The sequence below is a fragment of the Microbacterium sp. 69-10 genome, assembly GCF_001897945.1.
In the GTDB taxonomy this organism is placed as follows: domain Bacteria; phylum Actinomycetota; class Actinomycetes; order Actinomycetales; family Microbacteriaceae; genus Microbacterium.
In genome coordinates, this window is record NZ_MKRT01000025.1 from 132,978 (window position 1) to 133,823 (window position 846).

Sequence of the window (846 nt, forward strand, 5' to 3'; positions counted from 1 at the left end):
ACACGCGCATCGGGCGCGGCTCGGTGCCGCGCAGCGCGCGGTTGTACAGACGGTGCGACTCGTAGATGAACCAGCCGCCGAAGACGAGAGCGGATGCCGTGTACACGATGCCCATCTGCGCGACGGGGACGAGCAGCAGCGAGCACGCGACCGTGGCCCAGGCGTAGAGGATGACCTGCAGTCCCACCTGGTACGCAGGGCGCGTCACCCCGAGCATGGGCACGTCGACGTCGTCGTAGTCGTCCTTGTACTTCATCGACAGCGGCCAGTAGTGCGGCGGCGTCCAGAGGAAGATCAGGACGAACAGCACGAACGGCGGCCAGTCCAGCGAACCCGTCACCGCGGTCCAGCCGATCAGCACGGGGAAGCATCCCGCGATGCCGCCCCAGATGATGTTCTGCTCGGTGCGGCGCTTGAGGATCATCGTGTACACCACGACGTAGAAGAAGATGGCGAACACCGACAGCGACGCCGCCAGCCAGTTGGTGAACGCGAGCAGCCAGACGGTGGAGGCGACCGCGAGGGCCCACGAGAACACCAGCGCTCCGCGCGGCGACACCTCGCCGGTGACCAGGGGCCGGTTCTCGGTGCGCTTCATGTGCACGTCGATGTCGCGGTCGAGGTACATGTTGAACGATGCCGCGGAGCCCGCGCTCATGGCGCCGCCTATGACGGTGGCGATGATCAGCCAGAGCTCCCGCAGGTCGGGGAGGCCGCCGAGCGCGAGGATCATGACGGGAACGGTGGAGACGAGCAGCAGCTCCATGACACGGGGCTTCGTGAGAACGAAGTAACCGCGGATCTTCTGACCGACCGAGTACGTGGTCTCAGCGGTCTGCGATGTCG

1 protein-coding gene is annotated in these 846 nt (G+C 66.2%); it reads right to left on the reverse strand.

The window, feature by feature from the left end; all coding sequences use genetic code 11:
* Positions 1 to 802: heme o synthase (locus BGN97_RS13685; protein ID WP_292702615.1), on the reverse strand; the 802-nt coding region annotated here is incomplete at its 3' end.
* Positions 803 to 846: the final 44 nt, after the last annotated feature.